Here is a 17,326-nt window from a genome sequence, read left to right as displayed (position 1 = left end):
ATAATAACAATTCTCAAAGGTTTGATGAATATATATTGGATCTTAGTAGAATGGATAATAATTCATTGCGTGGTGCTGCATATATAGGAGCTGAGTTGCCTGAACATTTTGAAAGAGGTGGAGAGGTAAATAAACCGTATAAAAAACTTGCTGTATTGCGAGGGGTATCAGGAACTGTAGATATGAATATTTTATATCCTTCTGATAATCACGATTGGCATTATTATCAGGGTAGAACAGTGTGTCCTAAAGGTTACCGTACTCCAAATCAAAGGGAATTAATGCTTTTGTATACAACTCTCAATTCTGAGAATCCTGATAATTATACAATGGATTGGGGTGGAACATATTTCACAAATACAGGATTTAGTTTTAATGGAAATTCATTGTTCCCTGAGGAAACAAAAACATGGGGAAGGAGGGATCAATATTCTGCAACTTCACCTGTCCGCCCAGGTTTCTTATACACAGAAGGAAACCTTATTCTTGAAACTTCATATATTATTAATGAAAATAACTACAGTGATAATTGGTGGCTTGAAGGAAAATATAAAGGTAAAGTCCGTTGTGTAAGAGATATTGTAGAATAATAAATTAAAACATATCAGTAGGAGTGGAAAAGCTGACTTCTACTGATATGTTTTTATATTGGGCAATAAAGTTTAATCCAGTTAATAATGATAAAGTATTGGTTATTATTGTTTGTTTGTCTGTATTGTTCATGCATAGGTGAACAAAAGAATAGAAATAAAGATATTTCTGTAAATTATTCTCAGGATAGTATTAAAATCTCTATTAATAATAAAGAAAACTTTCCTTTTCCCACTCTCCCTGTAATGCTTATGCAACAGGAAGATAGAAAAAAATATCTGATTCAGCATTATTGGGACAAATTCAACTTTGCTGATACCGTTTTAGTAAATAATCGTGAACTGACAGAACAGGGATTTGTAAATAACATATCGCTGCTGGCAGATAAAACAAATGCAAAAGAGCTTGTAAAGGACGGGATAGATAACTTCTGCTCTGCTATGGAGAAGCATGAGCATGCCCGTAAGGTGTGTATGCAGATGGTGGACGACTATCTGTATAACCCTAATTCGCCTTATTATAATGAAGAGTTATATGCTTTGTATCTGGAACGTATGCTGGAAAGCAAGATGCTGGATGATGCCAGAAAGAGTACACTGAAATTCAAACTTGACTTAATAAGGCGCAACACACCTGGAACAGTGGCAATGGATTTTGATTATGTTTTGCCCGATGGAAAAAAGAACTCTTTGCTGCGTACCGGAGTGAAGGGTGGCAGACTGCTGTTAGTATTCTATGATCCGGAATGTCCTTCGTGTCATGATGTAATGAATCAGATGATTATGGATGAAGCTCTGAGAAATGCTGTGGCAGATGGAAAAGTTACAGTTCTGGCTGTATATACGGAAGGTGATGTGGATGTTTGGAAAAAGTCACTCCGTGATATGCCGGAAGGTTGGATAGTAGTACGCGACAATATGGAGGTAAAAGAAAAGGCTCTTTATGACCTTAAAGCTATGCCGTCTATCTATTTGCTGGACGGAGAGAAAAAGGTGATACTGAAGGACGCTATGTACGGTGAGGTGCGTAGTGCTATATTTAAATGAAACGGCATGTGACTTTACAGAAACAGGTGTGAAAACTGCCGCTTCAGCATTGAAGAATGTTGTTAATTCATCGTAAATGCTGAAGCGGCAGTCTTGTTGTGGATGGTTATTTCTTTTTCAGTTCAAGAAGTTCCTCAATGCTGATATCAAGCTCTTTGGCAATCTCTTCGTCTGCCATGCCTTGTCTTTTGAAAAGATTTATCATGTTTATTATCATATTGGACTTTTGGCTCAACTCCTGTGACTTTTGGTTCAACTCTTGTGACTTTTGGTTCAACTCTTGTGACTTTTGGTTCAACTCTTGTGACTTTTGGTTCAACTCCTTATCCTTGAGCTCTATTTCCTTGTTTTTCATCATAATGGTAGTGTCGCGAGACTCAATTTCGGAGAGGATTTCATCTTCCACATCCATGTCCCTTCTCACTTCGGGTGCTACGGCAGCCTTTATGAGACGGTCCACAACAAGCTGTTCCTCAACCTCAAGTCCGCTTTCATCTATTTCCATGATATGTTCGTTATCCTTAAGGCAATAACTCTGGTCGAAAACCTGAAGGAGACGTTCTAGTCTGTTACGTACCTTTCCCTTAAGATAAGGTATCTGTATGATTATACTGTCGTGAGTAAGGCTTTCAATGAAAGGGTCAGGAACACCTTTATCTATCGGATTGGAATTGTAGTCCAGATATTTACGCTTTACATAGACAACGGGCTCCTGAAGTTCGCCCAGCTTATGTCCAAGAATGTAGATTGAAACGATGGGTAGCCCATAGCCTTTGGGATTGACGTCCTTGTCAGGAATGTTTTTCTTGTCAATATACTGACTCCCAAGATATTGTCTGAAACGTAAAGTCTCCGTAATCAGCCAGGTCTTCTGCAACTCTATAAGTATCAGTTGATGGCTTCCGTCATCGTTCCTTATAGTGGCTGCAAAGTCTATTCTCATCATGGAGATTCTTCTTTGTGTTACTCCTGTATATTCGTGAGGACGCATTTCAAGCTTTATGATTTCTTTCTGAAGAAGGGCGGAAAGCATAATCTTTGCCACTCTCTCGTCTTCCATCATGTATTTGAATACGGAATCGTATATAGGATTTGCTATCAGTACCATAAAAATTCCTTTCTTTTTTATTAATACAATGTAAAGATACGAATTTTTCTTGAAATACGAAAAACTATTGTAATCTATGACGATAATCACTAAATTTGCAGAAAAGACAAGTTTTCCCGAACCATACTAAGTATTGAGCGTTATGAGCATGCTTTACCCTATAGGAATCCAGAATTTTGAAGAAATACGCAAAGGTGGATACGCATACGTTGACAAGACTGAACTGATATATAAGCTTGTAAAGAGTGGAAAATATTATTTCCTGAGCCGTCCACGCCGTTTCGGCAAAAGTCTCCTTATTTCTACTTTGGAGTCTTATTTCTGCGGACGGAAAGACCTTTTTGAGGGGCTTGCAATGGAAAAACTTGAGAAAGACTGGGCGGAGTATCCTGTGTTTCATCTTGACTTGAATACGAGAAAGTATGAAGATAAGTATTCACTTGAAGGTATCCTAAACCAGTATCTGGAAAAATGGGAACAGAAATATGGTGACGAGAAAAAGAACCGTGCACCGGAGGAACGTTTTACATACGTAATAGAGCGTGCTGCAGAGAAGACAGGACGTAATGTGGTGGTGCTTATAGATGAATATGACAAACCTATGCTTCAGGCTATAGGAAACGATGCTCTTATGACTGAATATAGAAATACCTTGAAGGCTTTTTACGGTGTGCTTAAGAGCTGTGACCGTTATCTTCGTTTTGCCCTTCTCACCGGTGTTACCAAGTTCAGCAAGGTAAGTGTATTCAGCGACCTTAATAATCTGGATGATATATCGCTGTTGCAGGATTATAACAATCTTTGCGGTATAACCGAATGTGAACTTCATGATGGCTTCCGAGATGGAATCCTGGCACTTGCCGAAAAGAACGGTATTTCTTATGATGAGGCTTGCATTCGTCTTAAGGAGTGGTACGACGGTTATCATTTTGCTAGCGAGGGTGATGATATCTATAATCCTTTCAGCATACTTAATGCAATGAAAAGCCGTGAGTTTGGCAGCTATTGGTTTGAAACCGGTACTCCAACTTTTTTGGTTGAACTTCTTAAGACAGCAAGATATAATCTTAACCAGCTCACTGTAGAAGTAGCTTCTTCTGATTCTCTAGGTGGTATAGATTCGATGTACACCAATCCTGTCCCTATACTTTATCAGAGTGGATATCTGACCATCAAAGGATATGACAGTGAATTCAGGGTGTATAAATTGGGCTTCCCAAACAGGGAGGTAGAGGATGGCTTCACAAGGTTTCTTCTTTCAAGATAGGCGTGAATTTCAGCAATGAGATAAAGGGTATTGAAAAATGGATTATTGAACGTGTATGATGTATGAAATATCCGAATTTTATATTAGTTTTTATACTTTTTGTCCTGACTTCGTGCATTAAGGATAGTGCGTCAGATTCGGGAGAGGATAAAGTGAAAACTGGAGATGTGCTTCCTGAGTTCGCGGTGGAGATGAATGACGGTAATATAATCTCTACAGAGGATGTTAAGGGAAAGGTGTCGGTGATAACTTTCTTTCATACTTTGTGTCCGGACTGTCAGACTGAATTGCCTGTTTTACAGAAAGTGTATGAAGAATATTCGGGGGATGACAAAGTTGTGATTTTTGCTGTAAGCAGGGAGGAGAGTGATGATGATGTGTCCGAATACTGGGGTGAGAATGGTTTTACAATTCCATATTCTGCTCAGGAAGACAGGGCTGTATATGAAATGTTCTCCACACTTGGAATTCCGAAAATTTATATATCAGACAGGGAAATGGTGGTGAGGTATATTCATTCGGATGTGGATATGCCGACATCGGATGTTCTGAAATATGAAATAAATAGTCTGATTAATGAATGATATGACATTTATCAATAATATACATACTTTAAAGTCTTTATTTTAATCAATACGTTTATAAATCAAGATTTTTTGTGTAAGTTTGCAGACGAATTATAAAATACCATAGCAATGTCAGAGTCAAAGAAAATTAAAACCGCTCTTATTTCGGTTTATCACAAAGACGGTTTGGACGCAATAATTGCCAAACTGCATGAAGAAGGTGTACAGTTTCTAAGTACAGGTGGAACACGTCAGTTTATCGAATCATTAGGTTATCCATGTATGGCGGTAGAAGATATTACTACTTATCCGTCTATTTTAGGTGGTAGAGTGAAAACTCTTCATCCGAAAATCTTTGGAGGTATTCTTTGCCGTAGAGAACTGGAAGGTGACCGTAAGCAGGTTGAACAGTATGAAATACCGGAAATAGATTTGGTTATTGTAGATCTTTATCCATTTGAAGCTACAGTTGCATCTGGTGCAAGCGAACAGGACATTATAGAAAAGATTGATATAGGTGGTATTTCACTTATTCGTGCAGCTGCAAAGAATTTCAATGATGTGGTAATTGTTGCAAGCAAGGAACAGTATCCTACACTTCAGAATATATTGAACGAAAGAGGTGCTGTTACTACACGTGATGAAAGAAAAGCTTTGGCACGTGAGGCTTTTGGAGTTTCTTCTCATTACGATACTGCAATTCATGCTTATTTTGCAGAAAATACTAAGTAATTTTTCAGATTAATTTATATTAAAGGGTTAGCATGTCATGTTTATGATGTGCTAATCCTTATGCCGTATTAATAAACAAAGACCTAAAAGATGGGTTTATTCTCTTTTACACAAGAAATAGCGATGGACCTTGGCACAGCCAATACCATCATTATAAGTAATAATAAGATTGTTGTTGACGAACCTTCAGTGGTGGCTCTCGACAGACGTACCGAGAAGATGATCGCGGTGGGTGAACGTGCAAAACTGATGTACGAAAAGGAGAATCCTAATATCCGTACAGTACGTCCGTTGCGCGACGGTGTGATTGCCGACTTTAATGCCTGCGAACAGATGATGCGTGGTCTGATTAAGAAAGTTAACCCGGGAAAAAAACTTTTCACTCCTTCTCTGAGAATGGTTATCGGTGTTCCTTCTGGTTCTACTGAAGTGGAATTGCGTGCCGTACGCGACAGTGCAGAACATGCCGGTGGACGTGATGTATATTTGCTTTTCGAACCTATGGCTGCTGCTATTGGTATAGGTCTTGATGTTGAGGCTCCTGAAGGTAACATGATTGTTGACATAGGTGGTGGTTCAACAGAAATTGCCGTGATTTCATTGGGAGGTATCGTGTCAAACAACTCAATCCGTATCGCAGGAGACGACCTTACTGCTGATATTCAGGAATATATGAGCCGCCAACACAACGTAAAAGTCAGTGAACGTATGGCTGAGCGTATTAAGATACACGTAGGTGCAGCTTTGACTGATCTTGGTGATGAGGCTCCGGAAGATTATATCGTCCGTGGTCCTAACCGTATCACAGCTCTTCCTATGGAGGTGCCTGTATGTTATCAGGAAATAGCTCACTGTCTTGAAAAGAGTATTGCCAAGATTGAAACTGCTATATTGAGCGCTCTTGAAAATACTCCTCCTGAATTGTATGCTGATATCGTAAACAACGGTATTTATCTTGCAGGAGGCGGTGCTTTGCTTAGAGGATTGTCAAAGCGTCTTACTGATAAGATAAATATTCAGTTCCATGTAGCAGAAGATCCGTTGCTTAGTGTAGCAAAGGGTACGGGAATAGCTCTTAAAAATGTAGATCGCTTCTCATTCCTGATGCGCTGATAGTTTCTGTTTTGGCTTTTATGAATGCTTAAATAATATTCTGTGCGTAATATACTGGAATTCTTAATAAAATATTCTCATTGGACTTTGTTTATATTGCTCCAACTGTTGGCTGCAATTTTACTGTTCAGGTTCAATAGTTTTCAAGGGAGTGTATGGTTTACCTCTGCGTCCGAAGTGACGGCTTCTGTCACTAAGGTCGCTGCTGAGGTGACACGTTATTTCGGTCTTGAAAAGATGAACCGTGATCTTACTGAACGTAATGTTCAGCTTATGCAGGAATTGGAATATTATAAGAAACTGGTAGGTGAAGCTAATGAGGGCAAGGATAGTTTGATAGTTATCCAAGGTATGCAGGAAGTAATAAGAACAGACTCGTCTGTAGTTGTAATAAAGCAACCGCCTACGATGATGGATCAGTCGTTTGTGGTTTGTCCTGCAAGAGTGGTAAACGTCAGTGTCAGACGCCTTGACAATTACTTGGCTATCGACAAGGGGGAATCCAGTGGGGTGCGTACCGGAATGGGGGTTATCAGTGGAATGGGAGTTGTAGGTATTGTATGCCGTACGTCAAAGAACTATTCTCTGGTACTGCCTGTTATAAATTCGGGAAGCAGCATCAGTTGTAAGATCGCGCGTACAGATTATTTCGGCTTCTTGAAATGGGAGGGAGGGGACCCTCTTATGGCTTTTATGACAGATGTTCCTCGACATGCTGAATACGAAATAGGTGATACTGTGGTGACAAGTGGTCATAGCACTGTCTTTATTGAAGGAATACCTGTCGGCACAGTAACTTCGAAAGATGAGAGTGATGACGAAATGTCATTGACTTTAGGAATACGTCTGTTTACGGATTTTGGCAGACTTAATGATGTGTATGTTATGGCTCTGCCCCCGCGTGAAGAATTATCGGAACTGGAAAAAGATATAAAATACTGAATATGACTGCTGCATGGGTAGATAAGATAAAATGGTTTGTCATCCTTGTTTTGATACAGGGAGTGATAATAAGTCAGGTACAGGTGTCTCGTTATGCTGTACCTTTACTTTATGTAGTGTTTATTCTGAAACTTCCATCTGATACCGGAAGAAAATCTTTATTGTTTTATTCGTTTCTTATAGGATTGTGTGTCGATATGTTCGGCAATACTCCGGGACTCAATGCTACAGCCTCATTGTGGCTTGCAATGGCTAGACCGTCATTGCTCAGATGGCAGACTTCGCGTGACAGTTCGGATTCGTTTGTTCCCGGAATAAAGTCTATGCGTTTGGCTCCTTATTTAAGATATGTATTTCCTTCTGTGTTGTTGCACTCTGCCGTATTGAATGTTGTGGATGCTTTTTCTGTAGCCAAAATATCGGATATAGTTATCGCAACATTGGCTGATACGGCTGTTACTGTGGCATTGATAATGATAATTGAATTAGTAGGGAGGAAAAAATAGTGAAACGGGATTACCAACTGGAGAAAAGGAAATATACTATCGGAGGTGTAGTTACTCTTATTGTCCTTGTTTTCATTATACGCTTGTTCACTCTTCAGATAATGAGTGACGACTATAAACGCAATGCTGACAGTAATGCTCTTCTGCAGCGTGTGAAATATCCTCCACGTGGCTTGATTTACGACAGACAGGGACGTTTGCTGGTCTTTAACCAGCCTGCATATGACATTACTGTGGTAATGAAGGAGGTTGAGAAGTTTGACACTTTGGAGCTTGCCACATCATTGGGAGTTTCCAAGGATTTCCTTGTAAAGCGTTTTAAGGATATCAGAGACAGGCGTTTGAATCCGGGATATTCAAGATACACCCATCAGGTGTTGCTTACACAGCTTTCTTCCGAGGATTGTGCGGTTTTTCGTGAGAAGCTGTTTAACTTCCCTGGTTTTTATATTCAGGCCAGAACTGTAAGGCAGTATGGATATGATTGCGGCGCGCATATACTTGGTGATATAGCCGAAGTTTCGAAAGGTGAGATAGAAGATGATCCTTATTACAAGCGTGGTGATTTTATCGGAAAGTTAGGAGTAGAACGCTCGTATGAAACCCAGTTGAGGGGAGAAAAGGGTGTGGAGATTTTGCTTCGTGATGCTCATGGAAGAATACAGGGCAATTACATGAATGGCAGTTTTGACAAAGCTCCTGTGGCAGGAAAAAATCTCAAGTTAAGTCTGGATATAGAGTTGCAGGCTCTTGGCGAAAGGCTTTTGGAGGGAAAGATAGGAAGTATAGTGGCTATCGAACCATCCACCGGAGAAGTGCTGTGTCTGGTTTCATCTCCATCATATAACCCACACTTAATGGCAGGAAGGTTTAGAGGAGAAAACCATTTGAAATTGTCTAAAGATCCTTGGAAACCGTTGCTCAACCGTGCCATTATGGGAACATATCCTCCGGGTTCTACATTCAAGACTTCGCAGGCATTGACATTCCTCCAGGAAGGAATTATAAATACTGAAACACAGTATCCTTGTTCGCATGGTTTCAATTTCAGAGGTCTGCATGTGGGATGTCACTCACACGGTTCGCCTTTATCGGTAATACCTGCCTTGGCAACATCTTGTAATGCGTATTTCTGTTGGGGATTATATTATATGATAGGTGCCCGCAGTAAGTATGGTTCCGTACAGAATGCCATGAATACATGGCGTGACTATATGGTATCAATGGGTTTTGGATATCCTCTCGGTATAGACTTGCCTGGCGAAATGCGAGGTATGATTCCTAATGCAGCATTCTACGATAAGGCTTATCGCGGATCATGGAACGGATTGACTATCATAAGTATTTCCATAGGACAGGGTGAGGTGACACTTACGCCGCTTCAAATAGCAAATCTGGGAGCTACTATTGCAAACAGAGGATATTATATAACTCCACACGTGGTAAAGGAAATTGAGGGAGAGTCGCTTGATAAAAAATATACGGATAAACATTTTACAAAAGTTGAGCGTTCGCATTATGATGAAGTGGTGCAAGGCATGCGTGCCGCTGTTTTGGGAGGTACTTGTAGAGGTGCGAATCTGCCTGATATAGAAGTTTGCGGAAAGACCGGTACAGCTCAGAATAAGGGTAGAGACCATTCAGCATTTATGGGATTTGCCCCTATGAATAATCCTAAGATAGCGATAGCCGTATATGTGGAAAATGGCGGCTTTGGAGCTGTTTACGGCGTACCAATCGGGAAACTTATGTTGGAGCAGTACCTGAAAGGTGAGCTTTCTCCACAAAGTCAGCTGCAGGCTGATGAAATTCAGAAACGAAGGATTAATTATGGCATACAGGAAAGATAGTATATTTAAGAATGTTGACTGGTGGACTGTACTTTTGTATCTTCTGCTGGTGATATGCGGATGGTTCAGTATTTGCGGAGCCAGTTATGATTATGGCGATCCTAACTTTTTCGATTTCGGACTCCGTTCCGGAAAGCAGCTTGTCTGGATAGCTTGTTCGTTGGGACTGGCATCTGCCATATTGGCTTTGGATCATAGATTCTTCGATACTTATGCCTATTTAATTTTCGGTATATTGCTTTTGTTGCTTTTTGCCACCATCTTTAATCCGAATGAGATAAAGGGATCAAAATCTTGGATTGTATTGGGGCATGTGAGCATTCAGCCTGCCGAGTTCGCCAAGTTCGGTACAGCGTTGGCACTGGCAAAGTTCATGGGCGAATATACATATTCATTGTCAAACAGAAGGCATCTTATGGTTACTCTTGCCATAATCCTGCTGCCTATGTTCCTTATAATAATGCAGAAAGAAACCGGTTCAGCATTGGTCTATCTATCTTTCTTTCTGATGTTGTATCGTGAAGGTATGCCTGGCGCGATATTGTTTACAGGTGTTTGTGCCGTTGTGTATTTTATAGTCGGAATAAGGTTTTCGGTGTTGCCAATGGCTGATGGAGTTACACCATGGGGAGAGTTTGCCGTTCTTGCTCTTATAATAATTCTTACGTCAGGACTGATATGGGTATATTGTAAGGCTGGCAGAAAATTATCTTACATTATCTTAGTAGTGGGTTTATCTGCCATAGTTTTGGGAATATTGTTCTCTTTTTATGTCATTCCTTTCAATCTGGTATATATGCTCTTAGGTATGATGGTAGTCCTTTTTGTGACTCTCATTGTGACTTTTTTGCGCGAGAGAATATATAGTTATCTTTACATCTCATTCTTTGTGATCGGGTCGGTAGCCTTTTTGTTTTCTATTGACTATGTGTTTGCCAATGTTCTGGAACCTCATCAGAAGGTAAGAATAGAGGTCTTGCTTGGAATGAAGGATGACCCTTCGGGAGCGGGTTATAATGTAAACCAGAGTAAGATTGCTATCGGTTCGGGAGGAATTCTGGGAAAGGGATTTTTAAATGGAACACAGACAAAATTAAAATATGTGCCAGAACAGGATACAGACTTTATATTCTGTACGGTGGGAGAGGAGCAAGGCTTTATTGGCTCGTCTGCCGTACTGATTTTGTATCTGATATTGATTTTGCGTTTGATGGTTCTGGCTGAACGGCAACCTACACGTTTTGCAAGGGTTTACGGATACAGTGTGATGAGTATTTTCTTTTTCCATCTGTTTATAAATGTAGGTATGGTGTTGGGGCTTACTCCTGTCATAGGTATTCCTTTGCCGTTCTTCAGTTATGGCGGTTCTTCTCTTTGGGGATTTACTATCCTGTTGTTTGTGTTTTTGCGTATAGATGCTTCAAGATACGGTAATACAAATGTGTAATCCTGTTATTGATATATCTTGATACCTACATCAGTTATGTTTTCAATGCTGGCATCTTTCATTATATGCCATATTTTTATTATTGAATCCTGCCCTTGTTTATGATAAATGTCAGGTCCTTGGGTTTCATATTGGTAGTATCCGCTTGCGGTTCCGTTGCTGTTCCAGTTTCCACGTTTGTTGGCTAGTTCCAGGTGTACTGTATCGGTTTTGCTGTTTTCATTGTTTCCTATTGAAATCCACAGGTCTTTGTATTTGTAGGTAACTGTATGTCTGACTCCTATTTTCGTTTTATACACACCGGTTTCCATACTGTCAGGCATAGCGAAAAAAAATGTATCTGCCTTCATCCATTTGTTTTCGATGGGAATATAATGGTGATAAACAGTTCCGGTTGTGCATGAGATGATTATGCAGCACATTGTCATCGCGATTGCATAATATATTTTCTTATTCATCTTTTTCTATCAGACTATAGTAATTGGGGACTTCTTTATGTAAATATAAAACACACAGGCTGTATCAGCCTGCGTGTCTATATCATTTGCTTTAATATTATTGAGGCAAATTCTTTTCGTTTACCTTAACTTCCGGTTGGCGTGGTGCATTTGTTTTTGGGGCTTGTTCGCCAGGGTTGTTAGGGTTCTGCTGACGTTTGTTAGGGTTGTTTCCCTTGTGTCTGTTTTTCTGGTTTTTACCCTTATTTTCTATTTGTTTAGGTTGTTCTGCCGCTTCCTTGGGTTTGGGCTGTTCCTGCTGCGGCTTCTGCTGCTGTGGTTTTACAGCTTTATTATTATCTTGTTTTATTGTATTAGGCTGTTCTGTTGTTGCCTGTTGTGGTGTCTGGTTGTTCTTGTTTTTCTTCTTTTTGTTTTTGGACGTTTTGTTCTTGTCAAATCTTGTAAGGCTCTCTTGTTCCAGAAGATCTTTTGTCTTGCGGTCTTCTTTGGCTACCTCACTGCTGTCAAGCTTTTCAGGTTTTTCTCCTCTCTTATTCATATTTATAACCTCGAAAGCTCTTCGTGCACTTATGGTGCATTCGTTTGCAAGGAAACTCTTGTCTGTACTGTATGTAATGTTTCCTGACAAAATATCGGCTTTGAAATAATAATATGTCGAGTCTGATGTCTCGAGCTCGATTTCCTTGCTTGGCAGTCGTTTCTGACATTCCACATAAGCGTCAACTTCGTAGTTAAGGCAACATTTGAGTTTGGCACACTGTCCGGCAAGTTTTTGCGGGTTTAATGAAATGTCCTGATAGCGTGCGGCACTTGTTGATACTGAGATAAAGCTTGTCATCCATGTGGCGCAACATAATTCTCTTCCGCAAGGACCTATACCGCCTATTCTTCCTGCCTCCTGACGCGCACCGATCTGTTTCATTTCTATACGCACCTTGAAAGCTTCCGCCAGCACTTTAATAAGCTGTCTGAAATCGACTCTTTCGTCGGCTATATAATAGAAAATAGCTTTGTTTCCATCGCCCTGATATTCCACATCGCCTATTTTCATTTTCAAACCAAGATCTTCTGCTATCTTTCTTGAGCGTATCATAGTCTGGTGTTCACGGGATTTTGCCTCCTCGTATTTTTCCATGTCCACCGGTTTTGCCTTGCGATATACTCTTTTTATTTCTGCGTCAGGACGTATGTTCGCTTTTTTCATCTGTAGCGGAACCAGGCGGCCTGTTAATGTTACGGTACCTATATCATGTCCAGGACTTGCTTCTACAGCTACGATGTCGCCTTTTGCAAGTGGCAGTTTGTTGCTGTTCTTGTAATATCCTTTGCGCGTATTTTTAAACTGAACCTCCACCATGTCCTGTTCATCGGAATTGCCGGGGATGTCAGCCATCCAGTCGTATGTATTCAGCTTGTTGTCCTGACGTCCGCATCCGCTACACGCCAGACAGCCGCTACCGTTTTTAAGTTTATATTCGTTATTCATGATTATTATTATATTTAGTTCGGAGCATATTTATATGTCCGTAATTCGTTATCTGTTTTTTATCAATACTATCATTCGAACAGCCAGATCGAAGAACACCATTTTGGGATTTACGTTTTGTTCTATATGGACTATTGCTTCTTCTATCAGGTCTTCTATACCATTTACGTTTCTTTCGTTAATGAATGGCGCAAACCTTACTGCAAATGCGGCTTCTTCATGGTTCATATAGTTCAAGTCAGGTTTCTTGAAATTGGCCATGAAGTTTTCTCTGTTCATTCTGGCTGCATATCTCAGGAATATTTTATGTCTTTCCCTACCTCGCGAGGCCATTTGCTCGCTCCAGTCTTTTAGTGATCTTATGTCTCGTCTCCACGCTTGTCTCATCAGTGTGGTAAAACTGTCGAAACAAGCCTTTTCCTCGTCACTGAGACTTATGTTCTGCATGGCTTGGAGTACACTTCCTTCTGATAGTCTTGCAATATCGTTCGCATCGGCCTCGGTAAGTCCTAATTTAGAAATCAGATATTGTGCCAATATATCCTGTGCGATAGGAACAAGATTTATTCTTTGTGTTCTTCCGGCCAGTGTAGGCAATACATTTTCCGGTTCCTCGCTCACCATTATGAAAAGTGTTTTCTCAGGTGGCTCTTCTACCAATTTCAGCAGTTTGTTCGCACATTCCGCATTCATCTTTTCCGGTAGCCATATAATTGCTACCTTATATCCTCCCATTGCGGATTTTAATGACAGCTTTCTTTGGATTTCGTTGCTCTCAGAAGTGTAAATGAGAGGCTGTTTGTTTGGATCTCCCATATCTGAACACCAGTCTGCAAGTGTGAAATATGGCGAACGTTTTAGTCTTTGTCGCCATTCCGAAATCCAGTCATCGGATACGATGGACGATCCTTCTTTTTTTCTGATAACCGGAAATACATAATGTATGTCAGGATGTTCCAGCTTTTCGGCCATTCTGCATGACATACATTCTCCGCAAGAATTATCAGATGTCGGGTTCGTACAGCATACATATTTGGCTAGTGCCATGGCGAAAGCCAGTTTCCCGCATCCCAATGGTCCGCACACCATAATGGCGTGTGGCAGTCGTCCCGCATGTATTGTCTGTGTTACCATGCGGACAGCTTCCTCTTGACCTATTACTGCGTCAAAACCTTCCGTTTTTTTAGTATATATGCTGTTCATTTTTAGTTTATCAGTATATTTCTTTTGCTATTTTTGCTATTGAATCCACAGCGCCTACCGAGTAGAAATGTATGCTAGGCACTCCGTGTTCCATGAGTTCCTTACATTGTTTTATTGTCCATTCACATCCCAGTGCTGCTACGTCCTGATCCGATTTACATTTTCTGACTTCTGCAGCAAGTTCTTCAGGCAAGTCTATTTTGAATGTTCTCGGTAGTACGTTTAATTGTGTAAGTTTCTTCAGAGGTTTTATTCCCGGAATTATCGGAACATTTATTCCTGCATTTCTTGCTTTTTCTACAAAGTCGAAATACTTGTTGTTGTCAAAGAACATCTGTGTCACGGCATATTGTGCCCCAGCTTCAACTTTCTTTTGTAGCCAGTACAGGTCTCTTTCCGCATTAGGCGATTCCTCATGCTTTTCAGGATAGCATGCCACACCATAACAGAACTGTGGTGGAAGTTTGTCCATTTCTGTTCCGTCGAAGAATATTCCCTGATTGTATTTGTTAATTTGCAGTTGCAGGTCTATGGCATGAGCGTGTCCGCCGTTTTCCGGTGTAAAGCTCTTTTGATGAGGTGCTTTGTCGCCTCTCAGGACAAGGAGGTCTGTTATACCCAGAAATTGAAGGTCGATAAGTGTATATTCTGTTTCCTCAGGAGTATATCCGCTGCATAACATATGCGGAACCACAGTCACTCCGTATTTTGCCTTTATGGCAGCAGCCACTGCAACCGTACCTGGACGTCTTCTTGTCAGTTTCCTGCAGAACATCCCGTTAGGTTCAGGCATATACACATATTCGCTGCGATGTGTAGTAATGTTGATATACTTGGGGTTATATGGCAACAAAGTCTCTATGTCAGACAGCAGTCTGTCGATGCCCGTACCTTTGAGTGGTGGAAGAATTTCGAACGAGAAAGCTGTACTTTTTTCAGCATTAATCAGGTCTATTACGCTCATTTTTTTCTTATATTTGTATGTATTGTTTACAATGGAGACAAATTTATGAAAAAAAACGGACATAACCTTAATCAATGTTCTAATTTTGATAATATCCTTTCTATATAATAATGATTACCGCTTAAATTACAGGCGTTAACAGGTGGGCAAACCATCCTACAAAATTTCTCCACGCGCCTCTTTTCCTGTAATATTCTTTTGTCATGATTTCACTTTTTGTCTTGTCGTTCTTGTATATCTCGTCCAGTTCCCACGTGGTTTGCAGGTCGAAAATGAAAGCGTTTATTTCGTAGTCGTATTTCAGACTTCTGCTGTTCAGGTTAGTACTTCCAACAGTGCAGAACCTGTCATCAACAGTCATTACTTTAGTATGGTGAAATCCGCCCTTATAAAGGTATATATGTGCTCCTGCCTTTCTGAATTTGTTGGCATAATAGAAACCCCCGTCAGGCGTAAATGAGATATCACATTTTTCTGAGAGCATTATTTCTACTCTTATCCCTCTTTTTAATGCTCTGTATATTGCTTTCCTTACACTTCTAGTCGGTGTAAAATATGGTGTGACAATACGGATGTGGTGTTCTGCCGCATCCATTGCTTCGATATAAGCCCTTCTTACTGCGTCGGGCGATTTGTGTGGGACTCTTTGTACTATAGCGACTTGTTTTCCCAACTGTTCGGGTGTGTATGTGCTGTCTTCTCCATATGGAAAGTATGTATCTCCACCTATATTCTGTTTGGTCTCCTTGTTCCATACATATAGAAAAGCCTTTTGCAGTCCGCTTACGGCAGGACCTTCCAGGCACAAGTGCATATCCCTCCATGCTCCTATTTCCGGCAGCCCGTTTATGTAATAGTCGGCGATGTTCATTCCGCCGGTATAACCTGTCTTGCCGTCTATTATTACTATTTTCTGATGATCTCTACTGAATGCGTGGTTGATGTAAGGGAATTTCATCGGGTCAAATCTTATGATTTCTATACCTCTGTCATTCAACATCTTAAGATGTTCCTTACGTAGTGGCCTGTTGTTTGACAGGTTGCCGAAATCGTCAAACATAGCCCTTACTTTTACTCCTTCCTGAGCTTTTTCTGCCAGAAGTGTGAATATTTCTTTTGCAATAGAGTCGCTTCGGAAATTGAAATATTCCAGGTGTATGTGTTTTTTTGCGTGTCTGATAGCTTCAAACAGACTCTCGAATTTTATTCTTCCGTTTGGTAATAATTCTATTTCGTTATTGTTGTAAATTGGGATGTTTCTCCCGTGTAGATATCTTGCAAAAATAGAATCGGATGGAATATATTCGTCATGTTCTTCTTCATTCTCGCAAGATTGACAATAAGCATTATTGTTGGATATACAACAGATAATAATTAAAATGAGAATATTAAAATATCTGGATGCCATATTAAATCAATCTAAAAAATGCACAAAAGTAAGTATTATGTATTATATAACAAAACAGTAAAGTCTGTTCACTTGTTTTTTGACTAAAAAATATTACATATGAGCATATTTTTTCTTGTTGGTATTATTCAATATTATCCTTTTTTGTCCCACATAAAAAACGTGCGCACATTTTACCTGAAACGTGCGCACGTTTAGGATTGAATGGGCGCACGCTTAAAGTGGAATGTGCGCACGCTTTGAAAGTTACATTATGAGGATATAGAGACCTTGTTTTATATGTCTGTATTTATAGTCCTCTTTTTTGTTATGAAGTCTGTCGTTTTTGTATTTCCAATAGGGTGATATCAATATTTTCATTTGTTGCAAAGTTTAGAAACCTTGCCAACTATGAATTTGAACCTGAAAAATTCCAATATTAATATATAAATATGTATATATAACTCACCAATTAATGTAGCTTTTAAAGCCGATTAATTATTTCTTACGTCTTTTATTTTGATTTACAGAACATTACGTCAAAAGTAATATTTTTTTTGAAAAAAAGTCGTTTAAACTATTGCAGGAATGAAAAAAGTCTGTACCTTTGCATCCGCTTTCGAGAGGGAGAGCGGTTAAGTTGACATGCTGAAGCTG

13 protein-coding genes and 3 pseudogenes are annotated in these 17,326 nt (G+C 39.9%); 10 read left to right on the top strand and 6 right to left on the bottom strand.

Annotation, left to right across the window (positions count from 1 at the left end; all coding sequences use genetic code 11):
- Together H6A61_RS13515 and H6A61_RS13510 are read left to right on the top strand one after the other, a co-directional pair.
- Positions 1 to 590, top strand: a pseudogene (locus H6A61_RS13515) (hypothetical protein); the annotation flags it as partial.
- An 87-nt stretch (positions 591 to 677) separates the two neighbouring features.
- A complete protein-coding gene (locus H6A61_RS13510; RefSeq protein WP_204394362.1) occupies positions 678 to 1,637 on the top strand; it encodes a DUF5106 domain-containing protein in 960 nt (319 codons plus the stop codon).
- A 106-nt stretch (positions 1,638 to 1,743) separates the two neighbouring features.
- Here the strand turns inward: H6A61_RS13510 and H6A61_RS13505 are convergent, their stop codons facing one another.
- Entirely contained in the window at positions 1,744 to 2,745 is a 1,002-nt protein-coding gene (locus H6A61_RS13505) for a hypothetical protein (RefSeq protein WP_204394361.1), read from the bottom strand.
- 142 nt (positions 2,746 to 2,887) lie between these two features.
- On the opposite strand from H6A61_RS13505, the pseudogene H6A61_RS13500 reads away from it, so the two are divergent.
- The 8 genes and pseudogenes from H6A61_RS13500 to rodA form a co-directional block, all read left to right on the top strand.
- A pseudogene (locus tag H6A61_RS13500) lies at positions 2,888 to 4,003 on the top strand (AAA family ATPase); the annotation flags it as partial.
- 71 nt (positions 4,004 to 4,074) lie between these two features.
- Entirely contained in the window at positions 4,075 to 4,596 is a 522-nt protein-coding gene (locus H6A61_RS13495) for a TlpA family protein disulfide reductase (RefSeq protein WP_204394357.1), read from the top strand.
- 111 nt (positions 4,597 to 4,707) lie between these two features.
- Positions 4,708 to 5,292: pseudogene (locus H6A61_RS13490) on the top strand (IMP cyclohydrolase); the annotation flags it as partial.
- Between the two features lie 108 nt (positions 5,293 to 5,400).
- Positions 5,401 to 6,423 carry a rod shape-determining protein gene (locus H6A61_RS13485; protein WP_204394353.1) on the top strand — a complete coding sequence of 341 codons (1,023 nt, stop codon included), beginning with the start codon at positions 5,401 to 5,403 and terminating at the stop codon, positions 6,421 to 6,423.
- Between the two features lie 42 nt (positions 6,424 to 6,465).
- Positions 6,466 to 7,365, top strand: a complete 900-nt coding sequence (gene mreC / locus H6A61_RS13480; protein WP_154044963.1) for a rod shape-determining protein MreC — start codon at positions 6,466 to 6,468, stop codon at positions 7,363 to 7,365.
- Between the two features lie 2 nt (positions 7,366 to 7,367).
- Positions 7,368 to 7,871: a rod shape-determining protein MreD gene (locus H6A61_RS13475; RefSeq protein WP_154044962.1), complete on the top strand. Its 504-nt coding sequence runs from the start codon at positions 7,368 to 7,370 to the stop codon at positions 7,869 to 7,871.
- Positions 7,871 to 9,721: a penicillin-binding protein 2 gene (gene mrdA / locus H6A61_RS13470; protein ID WP_204394351.1), complete on the top strand. Its 1,851-nt coding sequence runs from the start codon at positions 7,871 to 7,873 to the stop codon at positions 9,719 to 9,721. Before H6A61_RS13475 ends, mrdA begins: the two co-directional genes overlap by 1 nt.
- Positions 9,702 to 11,168 carry a rod shape-determining protein RodA gene (rodA, locus tag H6A61_RS13465; RefSeq protein WP_204394349.1) on the top strand — a complete coding sequence of 489 codons (1,467 nt, stop codon included), beginning with the start codon at positions 9,702 to 9,704 and terminating at the stop codon, positions 11,166 to 11,168. The genes mrdA and rodA overlap by 20 nt, the downstream gene beginning before the upstream one ends.
- Positions 11,169 to 11,173: 5 nt before the next feature.
- On the opposite strand, the gene H6A61_RS13460 is transcribed toward rodA, so the two are convergent.
- The 5 genes from H6A61_RS13460 to H6A61_RS13440 all read right to left on the bottom strand — a co-directional run bounded on the left by H6A61_RS13460 (position 11,174) and on the right by H6A61_RS13440 (position 16,690).
- Positions 11,174 to 11,626 (bottom strand): gliding motility lipoprotein GldH, encoded by a 453-nt coding sequence (locus tag H6A61_RS13460; RefSeq protein WP_204394348.1) that lies wholly within the window; start codon positions 11,624 to 11,626, stop codon positions 11,174 to 11,176.
- 97 nt (positions 11,627 to 11,723) lie between these two features.
- Positions 11,724 to 13,115: a PSP1 domain-containing protein gene (locus tag H6A61_RS13455; protein WP_154044958.1), complete on the bottom strand. Its 1,392-nt coding sequence runs from the start codon at positions 13,113 to 13,115 to the stop codon at positions 11,724 to 11,726.
- A gap of 48 nt (positions 13,116 to 13,163) precedes the next feature.
- Complete coding sequence (locus tag H6A61_RS13450) at positions 13,164 to 14,318, bottom strand: ATP-binding protein (RefSeq protein ID WP_204394347.1); 1,155 nt, start codon at positions 14,316 to 14,318, stop codon at positions 13,164 to 13,166.
- 10 nt (positions 14,319 to 14,328) lie between these two features.
- Positions 14,329 to 15,282, bottom strand: coding sequence for a methylenetetrahydrofolate reductase [NAD(P)H] (gene metF / locus H6A61_RS13445; RefSeq protein ID WP_154044956.1), 954 nt, complete (start codon positions 15,280 to 15,282; stop codon positions 14,329 to 14,331).
- 121 nt (positions 15,283 to 15,403) lie between these two features.
- Positions 15,404 to 16,690 (bottom strand): phospholipase D-like domain-containing protein, encoded by a 1,287-nt coding sequence (locus H6A61_RS13440; RefSeq protein ID WP_204394346.1) that lies wholly within the window; start codon positions 16,688 to 16,690, stop codon positions 15,404 to 15,406.
- Positions 16,691 to 17,326: the final 636 nt, after the last annotated feature.

This window comes from Bacteroides caecigallinarum (assembly GCF_016901995.1).
Taxonomy (GTDB): Bacteria; Bacteroidota; Bacteroidia; order Bacteroidales; family Bacteroidaceae; genus Phocaeicola; species Phocaeicola cellulolyticus.
Note: the sequence above shows the minus strand (reverse complement) of the source record. Positions and strands in the feature narration are given on the sequence as shown.

Coding starts and splice junctions, on each gene's coding strand:
- H6A61_RS13495 (WP_204394357.1), top strand. CDS start 4,075: ATGAAATATCCGAATTTTATATTAGTTTTTATACTTTTTGTCCTGACT.
- H6A61_RS13485 (WP_204394353.1), top strand. CDS start 5,401: ATGGGTTTATTCTCTTTTACACAAGAAATAGCGATGGACCTTGGCACA.
- H6A61_RS13505 (WP_204394361.1), bottom strand. CDS start 2,745: ATGGTACTGATAGCAAATCCTATATACGATTCCGTATTCAAATACATG.
- H6A61_RS13510 (WP_204394362.1), top strand. CDS start 678: ATGATAAAGTATTGGTTATTATTGTTTGTTTGTCTGTATTGTTCATGC.
- H6A61_RS13455 (WP_154044958.1), bottom strand. CDS start 13,115: ATGAATAACGAATATAAACTTAAAAACGGTAGCGGCTGTCTGGCGTGT.
- H6A61_RS13440 (WP_204394346.1), bottom strand. CDS start 16,690: ATGGCATCCAGATATTTTAATATTCTCATTTTAATTATTATCTGTTGT.
- rodA (WP_204394349.1), top strand. CDS start 9,702: ATGGCATACAGGAAAGATAGTATATTTAAGAATGTTGACTGGTGGACT.
- H6A61_RS13450 (WP_204394347.1), bottom strand. CDS start 14,318: ATGAACAGCATATATACTAAAAAAACGGAAGGTTTTGACGCAGTAATA.
- metF (WP_154044956.1), bottom strand. CDS start 15,282: ATGAGCGTAATAGACCTGATTAATGCTGAAAAAAGTACAGCTTTCTCG.
- H6A61_RS13460 (WP_204394348.1), bottom strand. CDS start 11,626: ATGAATAAGAAAATATATTATGCAATCGCGATGACAATGTGCTGCATA.
- H6A61_RS13475 (WP_154044962.1), top strand. CDS start 7,368: ATGACTGCTGCATGGGTAGATAAGATAAAATGGTTTGTCATCCTTGTT.